Source organism: Anabaena sp. CCY 9613, assembly GCF_963920895.1.
Classification (GTDB): Bacteria; Cyanobacteriota; Cyanobacteriia; order Cyanobacteriales; family Nostocaceae; genus Cyanocohniella.
Map to the genome: position 1 here is coordinate 1 of NZ_CAWUDE010000083.1, position 227 is coordinate 227.

1 protein-coding gene is annotated in these 227 nt (G+C 63.0%); it reads left to right on the forward strand.

All coding sequences use genetic code 11. The features are described from left to right. Positions 1-203: DUF167 domain-containing protein (locus ACM0OT_RS23880; protein ID WP_414566855.1), on the forward strand; the 203-nt coding region annotated here is incomplete at its 5' end. Positions 204-227: the final 24 nt, after the last annotated feature.

Sequence of the window (227 nt, forward strand, 5' to 3'; positions counted from 1 at the left end):
TGAAGGTCCGCGTGCGCGCCCGTCCGGTGGATGGCGAGGCCAACGAGGCGGTGACCCGGTTCCTGGCCAAGACGCTGGGCGTCAGTCGGTCTGCGGTCAGTGTGAAGCGTGGTGGCCAGTCACGGCTGAAGATGATTTCGGTCGAGGGGCTGGACGAGACTATCCTCCGGGAACGCATTGAGGCTCTGATCGCTGGGCGTTGAAACGCTTTGACCTTCCGCAATTGA